General features: G+C 41.4%; 17 protein-coding genes. 5 read left to right on the plus strand and 12 right to left on the minus strand.

The window, feature by feature from the left end:
* Positions 1-218: 218 nt before the first annotated feature.
* The 3 genes from ACE1AQ_RS20505 to ACE1AQ_RS20515 form a co-directional block, all read right to left on the minus strand.
* Positions 219-1868 carry a CHAT domain-containing protein gene (locus ACE1AQ_RS20505; RefSeq protein WP_008205860.1) on the minus strand — a complete coding sequence of 550 codons (1650 nt, stop codon included), beginning with the start codon at positions 1866-1868 and terminating at the stop codon, positions 219-221.
* Between the two features lie 70 nt (positions 1869-1938).
* Positions 1939-2922: a DNA polymerase III subunit delta gene (holA, locus tag ACE1AQ_RS20510; RefSeq protein WP_110545776.1), complete on the minus strand. Its 984-nt coding sequence runs from the start codon at positions 2920-2922 to the stop codon at positions 1939-1941.
* 21 nt (positions 2923-2943) lie between these two features.
* Positions 2944-3096, minus strand: coding sequence for a WD40 repeat domain-containing protein (locus ACE1AQ_RS20515; protein WP_008205864.1), 153 nt, complete (start codon positions 3094-3096; stop codon positions 2944-2946).
* Between the two features lie 177 nt (positions 3097-3273).
* Here ACE1AQ_RS20515 and ACE1AQ_RS20520 point away from each other — a divergent pair, with 177 nt between their 5' ends.
* Entirely contained in the window at positions 3274-4107 is an 834-nt protein-coding gene (locus ACE1AQ_RS20520; protein ID WP_110545773.1) for a Ycf66 family protein, read from the plus strand.
* Positions 4108-4225: 118 nt separating this feature from the next.
* Here ACE1AQ_RS20520 and ACE1AQ_RS20525 read toward each other — a convergent pair whose 3' ends face one another.
* Positions 4226-7549 (minus strand): AAA-like domain-containing protein, encoded by a 3324-nt coding sequence (locus tag ACE1AQ_RS20525; protein WP_110545770.1) that lies wholly within the window; start codon positions 7547-7549, stop codon positions 4226-4228.
* Positions 7550-7663: 114 nt separating this feature from the next.
* Between ACE1AQ_RS20525 and ACE1AQ_RS20530 the strand changes: the two genes are divergently transcribed.
* Positions 7664-8020, plus strand: coding sequence for a hypothetical protein (locus tag ACE1AQ_RS20530; RefSeq protein ID WP_008205870.1), 357 nt, complete (start codon positions 7664-7666; stop codon positions 8018-8020).
* 117 nt (positions 8021-8137) lie between these two features.
* Positions 8138-8374, plus strand: a complete 237-nt coding sequence (locus ACE1AQ_RS20535) for a hypothetical protein (protein WP_081504694.1) — start codon at positions 8138-8140, stop codon at positions 8372-8374.
* Between the two features lie 64 nt (positions 8375-8438).
* Here the strand turns inward: ACE1AQ_RS20535 and ACE1AQ_RS20540 are convergent, their stop codons facing one another.
* Entirely contained in the window at positions 8439-9362 is a 924-nt protein-coding gene (locus ACE1AQ_RS20540) for a lysylphosphatidylglycerol synthase domain-containing protein (protein ID WP_110545768.1), read from the minus strand.
* A gap of 38 nt (positions 9363-9400) precedes the next feature.
* On the opposite strand from ACE1AQ_RS20540, the gene ACE1AQ_RS20545 reads away from it, so the two are divergent.
* Positions 9401-9904 (plus strand): hypothetical protein, encoded by a 504-nt coding sequence (locus ACE1AQ_RS20545; protein WP_008205878.1) that lies wholly within the window; start codon positions 9401-9403, stop codon positions 9902-9904.
* Between the two features lie 37 nt (positions 9905-9941).
* On the opposite strand, the gene ACE1AQ_RS20550 is transcribed toward ACE1AQ_RS20545, so the two are convergent.
* The gene (locus ACE1AQ_RS20550) at positions 9942-10814 is read right to left on the minus strand and encodes a hypothetical protein (protein ID WP_008205881.1); all 873 of its coding nucleotides are present in this window, start codon (positions 10812-10814) and stop codon (positions 9942-9944) included.
* Positions 10815-11087: 273 nt separating this feature from the next.
* Here ACE1AQ_RS20550 and ACE1AQ_RS20555 point away from each other — a divergent pair, with 273 nt between their 5' ends.
* Positions 11088-11918, plus strand: coding sequence for a lipopolysaccharide assembly protein LapB (locus ACE1AQ_RS20555; protein ID WP_008205883.1), 831 nt, complete (start codon positions 11088-11090; stop codon positions 11916-11918).
* A 55-nt stretch (positions 11919-11973) separates the two neighbouring features.
* Here ACE1AQ_RS20555 and ACE1AQ_RS20560 read toward each other — a convergent pair whose 3' ends face one another.
* The 6 genes from ACE1AQ_RS20560 to ACE1AQ_RS20585 all read right to left on the minus strand — a co-directional run bounded on the left by ACE1AQ_RS20560 (position 11974) and on the right by ACE1AQ_RS20585 (position 18522).
* Complete coding sequence (locus tag ACE1AQ_RS20560; protein WP_008205885.1) at positions 11974-12819, minus strand: DNA-formamidopyrimidine glycosylase; 846 nt, start codon at positions 12817-12819, stop codon at positions 11974-11976.
* Between the two features lie 104 nt (positions 12820-12923).
* Positions 12924-14267 carry a cytochrome c biogenesis protein gene (locus ACE1AQ_RS20565; protein WP_110545766.1) on the minus strand — a complete coding sequence of 448 codons (1344 nt, stop codon included), beginning with the start codon at positions 14265-14267 and terminating at the stop codon, positions 12924-12926.
* 452 nt (positions 14268-14719) lie between these two features.
* Positions 14720-15448 (minus strand): cytochrome c biogenesis protein CcdA, encoded by a 729-nt coding sequence (locus tag ACE1AQ_RS20570; RefSeq protein ID WP_110545764.1) that lies wholly within the window; start codon positions 15446-15448, stop codon positions 14720-14722.
* 18 nt (positions 15449-15466) lie between these two features.
* On the minus strand, positions 15467-15829 hold the full coding sequence (locus tag ACE1AQ_RS20575; protein WP_110545761.1) for a VOC family protein: 363 nt from the start codon (positions 15827-15829) through the stop codon (positions 15467-15469).
* A gap of 2 nt (positions 15830-15831) precedes the next feature.
* Entirely contained in the window at positions 15832-16788 is a 957-nt protein-coding gene (locus ACE1AQ_RS20580) for an ABC transporter permease (protein WP_110545758.1), read from the minus strand.
* Complete coding sequence (locus ACE1AQ_RS20585) at positions 16789-18522, minus strand: peptide ABC transporter substrate-binding protein (RefSeq protein WP_110545755.1); 1734 nt, start codon at positions 18520-18522, stop codon at positions 16789-16791. It abuts the gene before it with no gap.
* Positions 18523-19177 lie beyond the last annotated feature (655 nt).

Here is a 19177-nt window from a genome sequence, read left to right on the forward strand (position 1 = left end):
GAAAATTCCTCAAGCTCCCTCTCTGCACAGCAATGCTCTAAAGTTGATAAATATCAATCTGACAAAAACTCAAAGCCTTAGTATATAAACTTTACAAGCATGAGTTGTTGATAGTTTTACATGACAGGTTCGGTAGAGCCATAATTCATAATTCATAATTCATAATTCATAATTCCCACTTCCCACACCCGACGACAAACTTTTTCAGCCAACCCTAATTATTCCACCACAAATGCGAGGATTTGGCCTTGGTAACTGCCGAAGCGAATCTGTAAACCGGACTCTAGGGGAACTTCTTGGTTATGTACCTGCTTCCAGTGGCCATCTTGGTAGATAAAAGTACCAAAACGGGAGAAATCTTCGAGAAAGTATTGATAGTCTGAATCATCGGGTTTTTTACGGCAAATGATCCGACAATGGTTTTTACTAACCCATTTTTCAGGGACCTGTAGATCATTTTCCATGTCCCTTCCTATATTCATGCCACCACCACGGATTGACCATTTTCTTTCGGGATGATCGAGATAGTATAAGAAAGCGGCGGGCATGGTTCCGGAGACATTGGGCATAACCGTCGGTGATTGAGTCTCATCAAAGGTTTGCAGCAATTGCCCGTCGAATTCCGGGTGCATATAGAGAATCGGCAAAGTCCAAGCAGGCTGATTGTACTTGTAGAGGGTTAATAACTGCTGCCTGGCGATGCGAACGGCCTGATCGATAGGGACTCGCGGACTTGGAAGCAACTTAGATATCTGTGCTTCTTTGTCTTTGAAACCGAGGAGGCTGCGGGTAAAAACTTCGATAAAACTCAAGGCCTCGCGATCTGCGATCGCATCTCGCATGGCCAAAACTGCGGGAACGCCATGGTGAATCAAGACTTCCGCCAGACTGCTGCGGGGGATCATCTCCTGACCTGATTTAGCGGGATAAGCACCCCAACAGGCATTAAAAACCGTTAAAATAACTTGATTTCTCACCAAAGCTTGGGCTAACTCCGTCCCGTTTAGCTGTTCCCCCGGCCGCAGAAATAGGGAACCGCCATTGGGGGCGGCCATTCCGTGACCAGCGTAGAAAAAAGCTTGATATTTACCCGTATCCAAGGCCCGGGTTAGTTCTTTCGCCCCCGGTCGAATTAGGGTATCGACTTTGACTTTCACTCCCGAATTCTGGAGGGAACCACTGGGGGAGATGGCCTGGATGAGATTGGCGGCCTCGGATTCCAGTGCCTGGTCGGGATTAGTTTCTCCACCCGTATTAATGGCGGTGAGGTTGAGGGAACTAGCGGCGGGTTTAATCTGTTTTTCGCCGATAACTAAGAGAATATTGAGACTATTACTTGGTTTTATCGGTGGCAGTGGGTCCACATCGCTGGTGGTGCGGCTAAAGAGTATATTCGGATGCAGAGATATGGCCTGTTTACCCGCTTGCTGCATAATTTCCCAGGGCAGCAGAATTAAATAGGGATTGCGACATTCCAAGCGAATTCGCAGGGGCTGATTTTTGCCGAGGGCGATTCCCTGACTTTGGGCAAAACTTTGACTAATTGATGCTTGAAATAACCATTGCCAGAGACTAATACCTAGTTTCTGCATCAATTGACCGCCATAACTGCCGCCTTCTCCCGCAAGAATCAGTTTAGGTGGAGAATTTCCCTCTAATTGCTCTAACATCGGCAAGGGAGGCATTTTTTGCAGACAGAACATTTCCTGCCATGCCATCCATTCCGAGGTTAGACTCCCGGTCCATTCACAGTCATGATGCACATATCCCCCCGGTAGGGGTGCTTTCGTCACCCAACGGGCGAAGTTATTACTCGTGGCTAAACTAGAGATCGCTAAATTTAGACTAGGGATGGCATCATCGGTCATTGTGGTTATTTAGAAGTCTGAAGTCTATAGAATCTTATTCTAGAGGATTTCTGAAAGCTAAGGAAGAGTATTAAGTTACCAATAAACAACAAAGTTCGATAATTTTGGTTTGCAACGTTGCCAAAGGTTCTGCACCCCGCTTGAGACGATATTCTAATTCGAGAAGTATGGGCAAGGTGGCCAGAAGTTGTTTAGAAGAAAAGGATTGTATCTCTTTGCGAATGAAATATAGTCGCTTGGGATTGGCAATTTCGGCGGCGGCGGCGATATTTTTCTCGTCTTTTTCTCCTTCTTCAATTTTTAATTTCACTATTGCCCAAGTGCGAAATTGACCCCCTAGGGTGGCGGTGATAGCCAAGGGGTTCTCGTTGCGATTTAATAATTCATTAACTAATTCTAGGGCCTTGCCTGTCTCCCGTTTTAAAATCGCACTGGCTAACTGTAGGCTGCTTTGATTGCTGGCATTGACTAAGCTTAAAATGTCCTTTTTGTCAATAGTTCCCGCCGAATTATTTTTAAATAAACGCAGTTTTTCTAACTCCATCCACAGCAAGCGGCTGTTATTTCCCACTGATTCAGCTAAGAGTTCGATCGCATCAGGAGTTAATTTTACTCCCACTTCTTTGGCAATTTCCCTAACTCTTTGGGCAATTTCCTCGACTTTCCAAGGGGGAATTAGTTCAAATTCTCGAACCTCTGCCTGATTTTGGATAAACTTGCTCGATTTTAAGCGGGAGTCTGGTTTTTTGGCACTGGTTAATAACAGATAGGAATTTTCGGGTAAATTGGGCAAAGTGCGCTGTAATTCCTTGAAAACATCCTCGGAACATTGTTGACAAATCACCGTATCGGCTAACCAAACTAAACGATTTCCCAGGCCGAAAACTGGAGTCATCGCTTGATTAAGGGCCTCGATAATTGCCTCATTACGATCGCCATTGATTTGATCATAATTGAACTGTATCCAATTGGGATCGAGAAGTTTTGCTTGCAGATTTTTCACCGCTTGTTTAATAGCAAATTCATCTTCTCCCCAATAAAATATTGTCGGCATAAGTTTTTTGAGGTGTTACTATTACCCATTTTGCCAGATTTTTACAGTTTTGTCAGCACTACCACTAATTAAATATTTCCCATCGGCACTAATTACTAAAGATAACAGTTTTTCTGTGGGTTGATCAAGGGTTGCTAATTTTCCTTTGCTTGTTAAAGACCAAAACTTAATCATTTGATCCGAAAGCTTGTTTAGAGGATAAACCCAGAATTTCCTAATATTGAGGCTGGCTATTCATAAACACAGGTGAAGACGATCTGACTCGATAATTTTGAAAATTAATCAAAAAATAGACTCGATCGACCCCAAATAACGCACAATAAAAAAGGAAATGTCAAAGGAGAATCGCAAATGTTGCCCTATATCCTAGCGGTCGTTGTGGGATTGAGTAGTCTGTACCTCCTCACCACCGCTTTTATCGCCCCCGATCGCCACCGTCAAGATGATTTTCTCTGGAGTGCGGTAGGATTATTCTATGCCCTTGTCCTCTGGTTGTGCGCGGGAAGGATTACAGGCACTATCCTCCTCGGACAAGCTGCTGCGGCCATATTATTTATCGCTTTTGCTTGGCAAACTCTCAAACTCAGACAAGCACTTTTTTATCCCGACAAACCGGTTAAATTATTTACTATTGTCGGTTGGTTAGGCAATCGTCTCGGCAAAGTTACTCCCTCCCAATCCCCTAAAACTAAAGCTAAACCTGAGAAAGTAGCAGCAAAAGTTAAAGAAACGGTTAAAGAAACGGTAGACCCCGTTATAGAAAAAGCCGCGGCTATCGGGGAAACTATTACAGAATCAGTGACAGAAATTGAGGAAAAAGCTCAAGAAACGGTTGCCCCCGTTGCCGAAAAAGCCGCAGCTATCGGGGAAACTACTACAGAATCAGTGACAGAAATTGGGGAAAACCCCGCAGAAATTATTGATGATGAAGAAACTTTCGATGATTTCGATGATTTTGATTTTGTCACAGAAGAGATCAACCCTTCCGAAAATACCCCAGAAATTCCCCCAGAAATTCCCCCGACTGAACCTGTGGCTAATGTTGAAGTCGAAACTATTGCTGTTAGCGAAACGGTGATTATTGAAGTTACCGAGGAAAATTTGCCTCCAGAAGAAACCATCAGAGAAGATACTCCCCCAGAAACTCGCTCAAAAAGGGAAGAAAATCCCCCCCCATCGGATTAAAAGTTAAGATTATTTAGCGGGTGGTTTAGGCAATAATTACTCAAAAAATTAACTAATTAATTTAACCTTTGCCCCCACCCAGTCAAACCAAGTTGACAATATGACTTGAAAAATTAATTTAATTCGATGGTTTTATTTTCCCATTACACAGGGATAGTGCTTCTCGTTTTTCGGGACGAGTCCTGAGATAATCTTCTAGCCAAAAACAACCTCGATCGAGCAATTTTTGTAAATAATTATATTCTGTTTCTAAGGGCCAGCGATGCTTTTGACCATCCCTAGCAATAATCACAATCTCTTGACCATCAGGACTAAAAGTGATCCCATAGACGATATCTTCTTCTATTTTAAACTCGGAGCGCAAATTTCCGTCAATGTCCCAGCGTCTAGCTGTACCATCCCTTGAAATAGCGGCGATTTTTTCACCATCGGGACTAAAACTAACTCCATAAACGGGAAAAGAATCAGTTTTAATCTCCTTTAAAAGATTGCCCTGTAAATCCCAAATTTTAATCTTTCCTCGAGCAGCAGTAGCAATTTTTTGATGATCGGGAGAAAACACCAAATCATAGATAATATTATCATCGGCTGTCCAGGAATTAATTAATTTAGTCCGATGATTGCTTAAATGCCAGTATTGAACTTTTCCCTCGCTTGTTCCCGTGATTATTGCTGTTCCCTCTCCATTAAAAGCAAGACTATAAATCGGTACTTGACTAGCAGTAAATTCTTGAAGCATTGTTCCTTTTTTGCTCCAGATTTGTACTTTTCCATTTCTTCCTGTAATCGCTATCTGATTATCATCAGGATGAAAAGCTATACTATAGATTGAGCGCATTTTTGTGGCAAATTCTCTAATTTTTTTTCCCTGGGAATTGAGTAAAGTAATTTGACCATCTTTGTTAGCAATAGCGATAATATTGCCCTGGGAATTAATGCTAACACTGGTATTATCGGTCCTAGCTTGATTTAAATTGTTCAGCTGCCAAATTTTAGCCGTTTCATCACTCGATCCAGTTACCACCTCTTTTCCATCTTGACTAAATACAGCAGTAAAAACTGATTCTTGATGTCCTCTAAGAGTAGTTATTTCTTCCCCTTGCATTCCCCAAATTTTAGCACTACCGTCACTAGATGCAGTAATTATAAACTGGCCATCAGGACTAAAATTAACACTGTTGACAAAATCTTGATGTCCCCGGAAAGTAGCTATTAAATTTCCCTGTAAATCCCAGATTTTAGCAGTTTTATCGGCCGCTGCTCCGGCAATTTTTTGACCGTCGGGACTAAAATTAACACTATAAAAAGCCTCAATATTTTCTTGACCTAAACTCAAGATAATTTTACCTGATAAATCCCAGATTTTAATCGTACCATCCCGGGAAGCGGTGGCAATTTTTTGACCGTCGGGACTAAAACTAGCTGCATCTATCGATCTTTTATGTCCCTTAAATACCTGTAAAGTTTCACCTGATAAATTCCATAATCTAGCGGTTTTATCCCTGGAAGTGGTGACAATTTTTTGACCGTCGGGACTAAAACTAACACTATAAACTGATTCTTGATGGTCAGGATAGGTGACTAAATTTTGTCCTTGCAAGTTCCAAATTTTGGCGGTTTTATCTTCGGAAGCAGTGGCGATTTTTTGACCATCGGGACTAAAACTAACACTATAAACTGCTCCCTGATGACCTGTCAAAGTTTGAATATTCTCACCTTTTTGATTCCAAATTTTTACCGTACCATCTTGAGAAGCAGTGGCAATTTTTTGACGATCAGGACTAATACTAACACTATAAATAGTTCCCCGGTGTCCTTGCAGTTGGTTTTTTTCTTGAATGCGATCTAAAATTTGTTGTAGGGTAATAATTGGACTGGTAGCAGGATATTTACTCAAGGGTTGCCCATCAGTAACGATATTTTTTAAACTATTTACTGCTTGCATGGCCGCAATTAAAGATTCTAGTTGTTCAAATTGAAATTGCTGCCAATCACTATCACCCTTGCGCTGTAATTGAATACCTAATTGAGCGGTTTCTACTTGCTGCCACGCTTGTTTTACCTGAATAAAAGCGAAGAAAGAACCCAGGAGAGAAGCAATTAAAATTACCGAGCCAATTTGAATTCTTTTCGTAGCTTTTTGGTGAGCGATTGCTAGAATTTTATTAGCTTGCTTCTGAGTTTCTAGGCTAATTTCTGCCTCTCTTTTATCGAGATTTTGACTAGCAGTTAAAAACTGATAATCAAGATTACTTAAGCTTTTACCCTGAGACCAATCGAGGGCATTATTTAAAGCTTTTCCGCGTAAAAGCCGCGATTCATCGGTATAATTAGACTGTTGCCAAGCGGCGATTGCTTCTGAGTAGGGACGCAATTGCTCTAATTGTTTTTCTACCCAATTGAGATTAAATATTTCTCGATAAATAGGATTATAAACTACTAATTTATTATCCTTTTTTACCACTAACCCCGATAACCTTAATTCCCCTTGTTCTGGACTATCATCGCACAGGATTGATCCCTTTTCTAAAATTTGTTGATAGATACCTAACAAACGACCGGCTTTGTCTTGATTTCTTAACAAGCGATCGGCAATAGTTCGCAAATGAACTGGCTCATCTTGAGATTCCCAATTATTAATAATTCTCTCTTTGATCAGCGTCTCAATATCTAAATTAGTTTCCCGCAATAGCTGACAGATTTTCTGGGTTAAAAATGGCTGTCCTCCCGTCCAAAAAATAACTTTTTCTAAGCAGTCGGGTTGATAATTACTTTGACTGGATAATCCTGCGGCTAAAGGAGCAATTTCTGCCAGATTAAATCCCGTTAATTCGATCGCCTGGCCGATATTAAAAGATGTTTGGGTCTTTTCGCGAATTAAATCTGCTGGGGTAGCCACACCGAATAAAGCAAAAGTAATTCTTTCATACTGGGTATTTTCTGCCCTTTGGTTATAACAATAACGAATCAGGGAAAAAAAGTCATCTAGAGAAAACTGTAAACTGAGAATTTTATCAATCTCGTCAATAAAAATATATATTTTCTCTCCCCGACAATAAACTAATAAAACTTCCTCAATAAATTGTCCCAAACGCTGCACGGGGGGTAAATCCTCTCGCTCGCGCAACCAGGATTTAAGATTAATTTTTCCCGTCAGATTAAATCCTAAAAACAAACGGGTGATCACGCCGTTATACCATTGGGATAAATTATCATTGCTACCAATACTGGTTATATCTACGGACGCGCAATCCATGCCCAATTGCTGTAAAATATGGGTTACTCGTACCCTTAAACTGGATTTGCCCATCTGACGACAGTTAAAAATGTAGCAAAATTGACCATTTTTTAACGCTGTTAACAGTTCTTGATCGGCATTTCTCTCGATATAGGTAGGATGGTTATAGGCAAGACTACCCCCGACACGATATTGATAATTCATTATCCTTAAACAAAGTTATTTCAATGTCACCAACAGAAATAAAATAGACAATTCTGATTTAGATATCTATAATGCAAGGATAATCGCTATTGACAACCTATCCCCAAGGCAATTATGAAGAAAACTTTTTTCACCTCCATGGCCATTAGTGCTACCCTCGTCAGTAGCATTGTTTTAGGTACTCTTGATGCCGGCAGTGCCTCCGCTTGTGCTTTCGCTAAAGGTAAAAGCATTTTTGGCAGCAATCACACCCTCCCTGTGGATGCTAACAAACTTATTTTAGGGGTTGCCGGTGCTACGGGAGCAATCACCGTAGCTGGTGTTTTAACCTACCGTCGTTTTCACTCTGGGCAGCCTCCCGAAGATGCCACCGCTAACCTGCCGGCGGTATTTTCTATCCCCATTCCCCCCGCAGCTTTAAACGTGGCAGTGGTGACGGAAGAAGCGGCAGAAACCAGCAAAATCTCCTAAAAATCCGCTAGATTCCCTCAAAAAAGGTGTTGGCATCCCCGCAGATTTCCCGCTAGGCAACACCTTTTTCTGCCTAATTGTGTCCCAGTTATCAGAATTTTCAGCGATTTTTAAGTTATGTTAAAAGGTACAACCCTACCACCAGAGGTAAAGATGGGCAACTCTACCACATTTTCTGACACCCCATTTCACAAAGAGCATCACACTTGGGAGCATTTAAAACAAGCCATCGCCGCTAGTTCGGGTTTTCGGCGTTGGCAGCAAGAACAACTAGAATCAGGTAAAAATAGAGACGATGCTGATGCTCGCATTTGTTCCTATCTACGGGAAACTTTAGAAACTTTAGCCTACTAGATTGATGCTCCCCAGCTATGACGGCATGGGGACTTTTTTGTCCGTTTAAGCTAATTGGCGGGCCCTATTTTCTGCGAGCTTCGTAACCCAATAACCAGACAAAAGCGACAATTAAAGGCAGGAAATAATAAATAGCTCGATAGGCGATTAAAGAACCTAAAAGCTCGCCATTAGATACATATTCGGTCCGTAATCTCAGCATGATAAACTCAAAAACACCTATCCCCCCCGGCACATTGCTTAATACCCCTGCGGTCATGGCAAATACATAGAGACCGAAAAATCCTAAAAACGAAGTATTGTAGTTGTCCGGGAGAAGAAGATATAGAACTCTAGCGGCTAATATCCAATCAATAAAAGTCACCAAAATCAAAGCCAGGGAAAGATTCCAAGAGGGTAGATATATATTTTCTTTGCCGACTTTTATGGGTTTTTTATAGGTGAGAGCCAAGAAAAAATAGCCAGTAACCAGCAATAAGAAAATTATTCCTAAAGGTTTAGTAGTTAAGAAAGGTAATTTTAAAAGTTGAGGAATCCGTTGGGGATCGAGGAGAAAACTTACACCACCAATGCCTAACATTCCTAACCAAAAGCTTAAATGGGTAAAAGTGATAACTTTGGCAATATCCACCACCCCCACCCCCGCAGGAGTATAGAAACGATAACGGATCGCAGTTCCAGAAAATAAGGTTAAACCAATGGTATTACCAAGAGCATAACTGATAAAAGCAGTACGGATAATAGTGCCTAAAGCTAAGGGATGATTAATATAATAAAAACCTAGGCGATCATAACCCGTCATCGACAAATAACCCAAAGCCATGCAAAAAATAGCTTCTAGCTTATGACTTGTGGTAATATGATTTAAACTGTCCAACAGTTGGGCGAAAGTGTCGTGTTTAAATTCTTGACTAATTGCCCAGACCGCTAGAATAAATAAACTTAAAGAGAGGATAATCGGAGCAAAACGCAGGATTTTTTTATACATCTTACTTTTTACGAATTACTTTTGTCCCATTAAAATTTATGAAAAAATCAAAGGTAGATCTAGCCAAACGTCTAAATCGATCCCGAAAAAGGAAATATAATAAATTCCTGACTTCCTCCTTATATTTAACAAGCATTCTGGTTTTGTCTTATCTAGTTTACCTTAATCTGCCTTGGTCTTTCCATCTTTTTATGCGTTGGGTGACTAAAGGGGGTGATTTAGACAAAATTCCCGCCAAATTTTATGCAGAACTTAATCAATTGTGTTTGAGGGCCGATAGTGGGGGGGAAGTAAGAACGAGAAACTATAGAGAACATACAGAAATCGCCGAATCTCTCGGTACATTTAGATGTACTTTAGTTAATGGTGGTCAAGAATGGTTAATAGAAGATTATAAATCTTTTAGTGCTGCCGATGAAGCGATTTTAGGCACTCAGTTAGCGGTTTTTATCACCGAGATTTTAGGAACAGATTATAGTTATAGAATTCGCGCTTATATTCCCAATACTAAGTATCAAGCAACTTCTGAAACCAAATTCTAGACTAGGGATGGGTGCAGAACCCATCCTTAGAAAAAAATTAGGTTTCCGATACGGGTTTCGGTCGGGAAGGCCTAGGAAGGGGAGATTGTCCGGGGGTAAAAGGTCGTTTTTCTCCTTCCCCTTCCAGTTGAGAATATCGATCGACCGGGGGACGACGATTTTTATCAAAAGGCTTTTTAAAACCTCCCTTACCCATCGGTTTTTTCTTGCTGGCAAAACCGAGGTCTAAACCTTCCAAAATAGTTAAGGCATCTCCTTTAAGCTGTACCTGAAAATCCCAAAAACGACTGACCGGTTTACCAGGTAAAGTGCCGCGCAATTTTAGTTTAAAAAACTTGGGTTTGTCCGCTTCAGTTTTGGGCATTTGTCGGATTTTGACCACTACCGCTTGATTTTCCCGTTCGGTAAAGATGACTTCACCTCGAATCGAAAAATAACCAGGGGTAGAAGCGAGGAGCGGTTCTATCTCTGGATCATCCTCCTTTTTCAGGGTTTCTGGTTCCCAAACACCAACAATCTGAACATGAAGGGCATCATTTTCCTGACGGGTGCGCGGATAAACCACCCAAAGATGGGGTTTTTCCAGATCGAGATGATTTTTAACCAAACTGATCACCCGACCGAGAATCACAGAATCGATCAGAGTACCATCGGCAGTTAAAATATTGCCTTTAGTTAATTGTTCCTCCGATCGCTGATAATGGCCATAGACGAGACCGATCGCCCGGTACTGCCGCAGATGACTGGGAGGGGGGATCGGTTGTTGACGTTTGACTTCTTCGGGGGTGGCTGACTCTACGGCTAAATCAGCCTCAGTATGGGGGGATTCAAGGGGGACTTCCTGAATTTCCACTTCAGGGGTCGGGGGGGTTTTCGGTGATTCGGTAAACCGATTCCCAGGACGATTCATATCACACTCCTAGCGGCGGAGACACATAGTAAATTAGTAATCAAGCAAGTCAAAAGCGCGATCTGGGAGGTTACAATAACCCTCTAGGGCGACTCTACTGGCATCTATATATTAAGAACCATGATCTTTTGACTGTCAACCTGGTCAAAACCCTTTTGAGTCTTGACCGTTTGCCCATTGTACTCAATAAAGAGCGGCGAATTCGATCGATCCCTTCATCAAATCTCCAGATTTCCATAACATTTTCCTGTCTGTCCTCTCCCACCCCAGCGTATGAAAGCCTCTCTCTCTAACCGTCGTTGGCTGTCCATCGGTCTCGTCCTCATGTTATTTGCTTTGCTGTCTTTCTCGACCATGCCGCTATTGACTTCTATTCTCAAAAGTCAGCACTCCTCGGGCCAGAGTCATCTGTCCGCAGTCAAACAAGAGGAATTAGCCAGTCAAGCACTGGGTTATCAGATGGTTTTAGAGCGCGAACCCGATAATCAGACGGCTTTACGGGGATTATTAGATACTCGCTTACAGCAGGGTGATTTAAAGCAAGCGATCGAACCTTTAGAAAAATTAGCGCAACTTAACCCCCAACAATCCGATTATCTACTACTTTTGGCGGAAGCGAAACAGCAAATAGAGGACTATGCAGGAGCCACCGGCAGTTATCGCTCCCTTTTAGCCTCCCATCCCCAAGATCTACGGGCCTTGACCGGATTAACTAATTTATTTCTCAGCCAAAACCGCTCGATCGAGGCGATTAGTCTGGTTAAAGAGACGATTGATCGCGCTTTCAAAGCGGCTGCCGATCCCAATAATCCCGCTAGTTCCATCGATATCGTTTCCGTTCAGTTACTTTTAGGCAAAATCTATTTCGAGCAGCAAAATTATCCGGAAGCTTTAAACGCCTATAAACAAGCTCAACAGATGGATGTTAACGATTTCCGTCCGATTTTGGCGACAGCGATCGTACTGAAAGAACAGGGCAAAAATCAAGAGGCTCAACCCCTCTTTCAAGAGGCTCTCAGTCGCGCTCCTTTTGCCTATAGACAGGAGATTCAGACCCTAGCCGAGGAAAATAACAAAATTGAAGCCACAGCCCCTAATCAGTGAGCAGCTTTTTTCTCTCCTCTCCCTTCTCCCCAATTCATAATTCATAATTCATAATTCATAATTCCCTTGAGACTTGACACTGGGGACAAAAATGAGAGGATCGTCCACTTAATTTAATTCTGGCAATAGTTGCACCGCAAAGGCGACAATTTTCGCCAGTACGTCCATAAACCCAGGCCATCGAGCCATAATTGCCATTAACTCCCGTAACGTGGAGAAAATCGCTAAAACTGGTGCCGCCTTCAGCGATCGCCGTTTCCAATACAGAAATAATGTTTTTTGTCAATAAGTCTATTTGCTCAATTTTCAAAAGATTAGCGGCAGTTTGGGGATGGATGCCACTTTTAAAAAGAACTTCATCCGCGTAGATATTGCCAATTCCTGCCACCACATTTTGATCGAGGAGAAAAGTTTTAATCGGACGACGACTTTTTTGACAGTGACTATAGAGGTAATCGGGGGTAAAATTGCGATCAAAGGGTTCCAGTCCCAGTTTTTTGAGACCAGTAATCACGCTTTCTGGGGTTTTATCGGCGGCAATCCACCAAATTTTCCCGAAAGTGCGGGTATCGACGAAGCGCAATTCTTGCTGATTGGCAAAAAAGAAGCGTAAGCGCGTATGAATCGGCAGGGGAGTGGTATCTTTTACCCAGAGCAATTGTCCGGTCATACGCAGATGAACCCCGATACTGCTACCATTATCTAAATTGGCGAGGAGATATTTGCCTCGGCGCTGCCAATTGGTAATCGTGGTCTGAGTAATTCCTTGCAGAAAAGTTGCCTCACAATTAGGATAGGCTAGGGTACGCTGTAATAATACTTCCCCACCGATAATTTTTTTGCCTTGGGTAACTTGATTTAATCCGCGACGCACCGTTTCTACTTCTGGCAATTCTGGCATATAAGTGATTGAACAAAATTAAGTTCTTGGTTAGGGTAGGCAAAAGGCAAAAGATAGATAAACAGAACTTTTCATCGGGAAACGACACCAAATTAACGTCAATTCTACTTTAACTTTAACATTTCGATAGTATCAATTATTTCCCGTTCAAAACTGACTTGAGCGCGATTAGTTTTACCACCAATATAAAAGCGATCGCCCGATTGTAAAGCCCAAATTTGCGAATGGGAAAAGTAACTCATTACCACTCCCATCATCAATAAAGCAAAACCTAAATAGACGATAGGTACTCCCGGATCTGCCTTAATTTGTAACCCTGTACTGCCCACTAATTCGACTATTTTTAGATTAACTCCATTGATAGGAATCGTCATTCCTTCTCGTACCGCAGAGGTTAAATCTCCCTTAGCATCATAGACGATTACCGTACCTTGTAAATCTCTGGTTAAAAGAGAAACTCCCTCACTAAGATCGGTTTTAGTCGGAATCCAAGTTCCCCAGATTTGTCCATTACCTTTGGTGTCTAAACTAGCCATCGGTAGCTGTAGAATCGGACTATTATTCACCTGTACTTTTACCCCAGCAATTCCCCAACTGGTTTGATAAAAAGTCACCCCTTTATGGTGCAAAGGTTGGTTAACTTGAATAGTTTTGCGATCGATCTCCTCTCCTTGATTATCAATCACCGACAAATCAGAATAAAATTGTTCTACGTCACCTTTAGGACTATAATCAATCCAAAAACGATTAACTTTAATCCCCCAATCTTTAGGGAGAGAATTTTTAGATAAGGGTCCAGCTTCAATAATATTTTTAACCTGAAAACTATCGCCACTAGCTACCATTTCTTGAGCGAAAAACCCCGTTAACGCTCCCCAGATCGCTCCTGCTAAAATAATTAACATGGCTGCATGAACGATAATCGGACCGATTTTACCGATCAGACCTTTACGAGCATAAAGACTGTTATTTTCTAGAAAAACTTTGTAGCCTTTTTTTTCTAATAGAGGGGTGAGGGATTCTAGGGAACCAGTTTCTAATTCAGCACTTAAAGCTAGTTTTTGAAATTGGCGAGATTGTTGATAAAATTGCCAGTTTCTTGCCGCCTTTAAAGAGGGTAATTGTCGTCGGAAGGTGCAAGCGGTTAAACTGGAACCGAAGAGAATTAATAATGATAGATACCACCAAGTGCTATAAACATGATTTAATCCCAATAGTAATAAAACTTTCCAAGTCAGAAAGCCAAATAAAGCGGGTTTCTCAGGATAATTAACTTGGTAGAAAGATAGAGATTGACCCTGTTCGATTACCGTCCCAGAAATGCTAAAAATAGCGATTAAAAGTAAGAGGATAATTGCCAATCGCAGATCGGCAATAGTCTGGATAAATTTCCGTCCCCATTGAGGCGGTCTATTCTTTAAATTTGAGGAAGTTTCCGATATAGTCATAGGACCTCTTGTAAAGATCAAAAATTTTTGTTAGGGTTAGGAGTCAGCAGCCAGTAGTCAGGAGAATTAAGAATGAACAGTAATCGATTAGGCTGCATCTCACATTTACAGAAACACCGACAACCAGCAATTATCAGTGATTCTTAAATTATCACAGATATATCAGCGGCTGTCTGTAAGCATTCCACCGAAAAGCTAATGCGCGGGGGGTTTGGGGGCGGCGCCACGCCCCCAACGGGGGGTTTGGGGGGTAGAACCCCCCAAAAGCTTGGATTGAGTGATAAGATCGGAAGTAATGATCAATTTTAGAAGATAGTTTACCTTTAAAAATCCCAACTCAGCAGATTTACAAAAATGAGCAGTTTTTAAACCATCAAAAATTAATTATGCAAGAGGTTCTATAGTTAAAAGTTTTACAATTTTAGCTAATTACCCATTGTAACTCTCCACCATCACAGCAGACGGGATAATAAAGAAAAAACTCCAAAACCGATTAATAAAACCCCACTGACAGGATTAATCCACCCGGACCATTGACGCAGGGAAAGAAAGCTTTTCAGCGAGGCAGTAAAAGAACCGACGATAATTAGGGGTAAAACATAGCCGCCGGTGTAGGATAACAATAATCCCCCTCCTAAGCTTAAATCCCCCGTATTTGCCACCCATGCCAATAAACTTGCTAGGACTGGTGTACTACAAGGAGAGGCGATTAAACCAAATGTTAAACCGAGAAGATAGGACCGCAAAATCGGAGGAAAATCCCCGGTAATCCAATCGGTAGCACCAAGGGAGGGGAAGCGCAGGGGTAATAATTCCAAGAGGTTTAACCCCATCAAAATAGCGATCGCACTGACGATAATTGGTAAACCGATCCCCACCTGTCCATAGACTTTCCCTAAAGTAGCGGCAATTAGTCCCAATCCCGCTAAGGTGGTGGCTAATCCCAGGGAAAACCATGTGGACTGGCAAAAAGCCGCTAAACGACCTTGATTTTCGTAACCCCCGATATAAGCGACGGTAATCGGCAACATCGACAGCATACAGGGGGTAAGACTGGTGAGTAAACCGGCTAGAAAAATCACGGCAATACTGACAAAACTAAGGTGAGTTAGTTGGGAAGTCACTAAGCGATCGGCGTATTGTTCAAGGTGATAGAGTTGAGTCTGTAATTGGTCTAACATATCGGGGAATTTTTCAGGCTAAATTTGGCTCATTTCTAGGATATTACCATCGGGATCACTGACAAATAATGCCTTTCTACCCGAGGCACTCATTTGAATTGTATAACCTTGACTTTCTAGATAGTTACCCATGGCTGTCACGTCATCAATAGCGAAGGCAATATGAGGATTGCGTCCCCATTTTTGGGGATTGGGACGGTAGTTTTGGTAATTGCTATCGACAATTAAATGAATTTGATAATCTCCCACTTGATACCAAACCCCATCGTATTGAAAAGGGCGATCGATTCTAGTCAATCCTAGAACATTTTCGTAAAAGTTAACAGCTTTTTCTAGATCAGTGACTAAAATCCCCGTGTGTAAGGATCGCATGATGTTCATAGTTAATATCTGACTCGCGGATCGAGCCAACTATAGGTTAAATCGGCAATTAAGTTAAAGATAACAATTAAAATCCCATAGATAAAGGTAATCGCCATCACTACGGGGGTATCACTGCGGGAAATAGAATCAATTAATAAAGCACCGATACCCGGCACACGAAACACTTGTTCTGTGACTAAAGCACCGGTAAAAATTGAGGGAATATCAAGAGCAATCAGGGTGACAACGGGGATTAAAGCATTGCGAACTATGTGCTTAGTGAGGACAGAAAAATTAGTTAGTCCCTTGGCTAAGGCAGTTTTAACGTACTCTTGGTGAATTTCTTCAGTTACGGAAGAACGCACAAAACGCATCAACATCGCCCCTTGATATAAGCTTAATACAGTTACGGGCATAATTGACTGTTTAACCTGCTCGATCAAACTATTAAAATCACTGATTTCTAGGGTACTGTTATAAAAAGATGGTAGCCAGTTTAACTGCACACTAAAGATAATAATTAATAATAATCCCGTCACAAAGGTGGGTAAAGAAAAGCCAAGTAGCGAAAAAGTAGAGATGATTTTGTCTAACCAAGAATAGCGCTTGACTGCTGAAATTACGCCTAAAGGAAAAGCAATTAAAACCCCGAACATATAGGCAATACCGACAATCCAGAGAGTTGTGGGTAAACGCTGCCAAATGAGGGTAAAAACTGGGCTGCGACTGGTGAAAGAATAGCCCATATCTCCTTGAAGAAATGCTAACAACCACTTGACATAACGCACGGGAAGCGGTTGATCTAATCCGAGACTTTTGCGAATATTTTCTCGCACCGCTTCGGTGATAGCGGGATTAGCTGCAAATTCCCCCATCGGATCCCCCGGCGCTAGGGCCAAAATGCCAAAAACCACCATACTAATAGCTAAAAGAGTGGGAATCGAAAATAATAATCTTTTCAGAAAGTATTTGAGCATTTATTTACTACGCTTCCAGTCTTTGATCTTCCAAGTATTTCTATCCCAGGGAGTTAATTCAAACCCTGACAAACTATTGCTAATTGCCACCACATCGGCACGATGAACTAGGGGAATAATCACAAAATCATTGATTAACATATCATTCATTTTAATCGCTATTTCTCGCCGTTTTTCTGGGTTTAATTCTTGACTAAAAGCTTGCCATAATTTATCGTATTCAGGATTACAATAACGAGCATAATTATCCCCAGCCCAACCATCAGCTTTTTGGGGAATTTCGCTACAGGTAAAGGTTTTAAAATAGGCTTTTGGATCGGGACTATTATTACCTGTAGTGTACATTTGTAGGTCAGCATAAAACTTTTCTACCGTGTCATCGTTAGCAGGATCGCTAGAAAAGAAAATACTGGCATCAATAGTTTTTAATTCTACTCCTATCCCGATCGCTTGTAAACTTTGTTTGATAATTTCTTGGGTTTTCTGACGGAGAGGATTGACAGTGGTTTGAAAAACTAATTTCATTTCTACCCCATTTTTATCCCTAGTGCCATCACTATTACTATCTTTCCATCCCGCATCATCTAGTAATTTATTAGCCTTTTCTAGATTAAATTCATAGCGAGTATTGGGCGAATTATATTCCGATGGCATCACGATAAAATTAGGAGTTGTTTTCCCAGTAATACCATAAAGCTGCGTGGCAATAGTATCTCTATCAACGGCTAAAGATAAAGCTTCTCTTACTTTCACATCACTCAAAAAAGGATGGGGAAACTTAATACTAGACCTCTCACCTTCAGGAGTAGCTTGATTAGGATCACTCAGATTAAATAAAACTCTTTCAATCAAAGAACCGAAACTAGATATTAACTGACCCCGACCCGCTTTTTCTAAATCACCTAAAACCTTAGCCTCTACTTGCAAATTATAGGCATAATCTGCCTCCTGTGTCTGTAAAACCGCTCGTGCTGCCGAAGTTGCATCACCTCCTCCTTTTAATTCTATTCTTTGAAAACCCAATTTATCCGCTTCTCGAAAGAAAGAATTTGGTTCATAAACTGCCGTATCTCCAGGCTTAAATTCTACCACTTTATAGGGGCCAGTTCCCACCGGTAATAAATTAGCGGGGGCCTGGCGTGCCGTTTCATTGCTATACTTTTCATAGAGATGTGCTGGTAAAATCATCCCTTCTGTCCCCACAAAAACTAATGACCACGCGGGATTAACTTGCTTAAAAGTTATTTTAACTGTATGGGGATTGATCGCTTCTACACTTTTAACTATTTCATAATTGCCGGCGCTAGTGGAACCAGTTTTCGGATTGGTAATAAAATTATAGGTAGCGATGACATCTTTGGCAGTAAAAGGAGTACCATCCGACCATTTAATATCTTTTTTTAGCTTCCATGTCACCGATTTACCATCCCGGGCAACTCCCCCATTTTCAATAGTAGGAATTTCTGCCGCTAAAAAAGGAACTAATTCCCCTTTTTCATCGAAACTAGCCAAAGGTTCTAAGGTAATGCGACTCGCTTCTGAGTCTTTGAATCCCGTGGAGAGATGGGGATTTAAAATCGTCGGTGCTTGCCAATACAAAAGTTTTAAAGTTTCTGAATTATTATTGGTCGTTGCCGGAGGATTATTAGCTGTTTGTTGACGACAAGCACTAAAAAGCAGCGTACAACTAAGGGATAAAATTAACAGGGGCAAGAAAAGCGATCGCTTAAACATTTTTAGTGACAATCAATAATTCGACAGGGTGACTTAGGTGATTTCCTACCCCACCAATAACAAGTTATCAGACATTGAGTCTTGATCTCGATCGATTAATTGATTATTTGCCTTTATCCATTCCTAGTCAAGTTAAATCGATCGTGCTATGGTAGCGATGCTGTACTAGACAAGAAAATTCTAGGCACGGCGACGAAAAGGGTTCTTCGGTTTGTGTTATGCAATGTACGGGGGTTATAAGGGACGGAACCCTTATAGAGAAAGACGTTTGGCGATTTTTGTCAATTGTTTTTGATCTAGAGCGAACTAATCAATTAAATCTCTTGCCAGATAAGGATTTAGTTGATTTATGCCACCCTATCGAACCATAACAAGTAACGAAGAGCCAGAAAATCTGTATTTGGGGTATTGTATGGAAAAAATCCGTCTAGTATATAATTGGTGTGGTAGCCATCGCCGTAGGGTGCGTTCCCTAATGTGGCTCCTACTGCTAGTGGAGCAGTAGGCTAATCTGGCTATACTTTGCACGGCTACAACTTGCATTTTTTACTCAAGGACAATAATATAGTTTAAGAGTCATAATTAGAAGCAAAGCACTCATTAAAAACATGATTAACCTAGAATTCACGGAAGAAGAAAAGAACTCACTGTATTA

The sequence above is a fragment of the Microcystis sp. BLCC-F209 genome (assembly GCF_041928595.1).
Taxonomy (GTDB): Bacteria; Cyanobacteriota; Cyanobacteriia; order Cyanobacteriales; family Microcystaceae; genus Microcystis.